The 1533-nt window shown below is 68.2% G+C and carries 1 protein-coding gene; it reads right to left on the bottom strand.

Features of this window, described 5'->3' with window-relative positions:
* Positions 1-103: 103 nt before the first annotated feature.
* Positions 104-1533, bottom strand: a 1430-nt coding sequence (locus tag AC1DSO_RS24735) for an amino acid permease (RefSeq protein WP_477071327.1), incomplete at its 5' end; no start/stop codon positions are given.

The raw sequence follows: 1533 nt of genomic DNA, 5'->3' as shown, positions 1-1533 counted from the left end.
TGCGCCGGCCCCTGGGTCCCGGATAGCCTCTGCGAGGCTTCCGGGATGACGAGAGTTTTGGCTTCGGATAGCGACGGGCGCGCAGTCGAGCCCGCTCTGAACGTCAATGGGTGTCGTAGACCGCCTTGCCGCCGTTGAGGGCGAAGGCTTCCTCGGGCGACAGCACCAGCTTCTTGCGGCCGAACGCGGCGAAATAGGCGATGCCCACCGCGAACCAGACGGCCACCCCGATGACGCCGGTCCGATAGATCGGGTCCTTCAGCTGGTAGAAGATCGTCACCAGCGAGATGATCACCGTCACGCCAGCGCCGGCCACGCCGAATACGCTCTTGTAGGGCCGCTCCATGTCCGGGAGCTTCTGGCGCAGCAGGATGTAGGACAGGCCTTGGGCCACGTAGGACAACATGGCCCCGAACACGGCCATGTTCAGCAGGGTGCCGCCGATCACCGCCGCGCCCTTCTCGGCCCCGAGCGCGAACCAGACGACCAGCATCACGGCCAGGCCGGCCAGCGATCCGGTGATCAGGGCCACGTCCGGGGTCTTGCGCACGCCGTGGGTCACCGACAGGGCGCGGGGGAAGTAGCCGGCCCGCGACAGCGAATAGATCTGCCGGCCATAGGCGAAGATGATCGCGTGGAAGCTGGCTACAAGGCCCGCCACGGCCACCGCCGCCAGCACCTTGGCCAGCGAGCCGCCATAGATCGCCCGGAAGCCGTCCAGGATCGGCTCGCCGGACTTGGACAGGGCGAAGGCCCCGGCCGGAATCGAGCTGTTCAGCCACAGCACCAGCAGGGCCGAGACGATCAGGGTCAGCATGCCCAGGATGATGCCCTTGGGCAGGTCGCGCTGCGGCGTGTGGGATTCCTCGGCCGCCAGGGGCAGCTGCTCGATGGCCAGGAACAGCCAGACCGCGAACGGCAGCTGGGCCAGGGCCCCGCCCATCCCGGCCGGCAGGAACGGCCCGTGGCCGTCCTTCAGCTCGGTCCCGCCGGGGCCGACGTTGAGGGCGTATTTGGCGAAGTCGGCGTGGGGGAAGGCGCTGACCCAGAACACCGCCAGGCAGGCCAGGGCCAGCAGGGTGATGAACACCGTGAAGCGGAACGACATCGCCACGCCGCCGGCGTTCAGTCCGACGAACACGACATAGGCCCCGATCCAGTAGAGCGGCTGGACCCAAGCCGGTGTCCCGAAGATGCCGCCCAGATAGCTGCCGATGAAGAAGCAGACCACGGCCGCGGTCAGCACGTATTCGACGTTCTCGCACAGGCCGGTGATGAAGCCGCCCCACGGGCCCATCGCGGACCGGGCGAAGGAGTAGGCCCCGCCGGTGTGCGGCTGGGCTGCGGCCATCTCGGCGATCGAGAAGGTCAGGCCCAGATACATGACGGTGATGATCAGGGTGGCGACCAGCATGCCGCCCCAGCCGCCGACGCCCATCCCCAGGTTCCAGCCCGAGAACTGGCCCGAGATCACCGCGCCGACGCCCAGCGCCCACAGCGAGAACACGCCTGCATAGCGCTTGAGACCACGCG

This window comes from Caulobacter sp. P4_E5, assembly GCF_056401555.1.
Note: the sequence above shows the minus strand (reverse complement) of the source record. Positions and strands in the feature narration are given on the sequence as shown.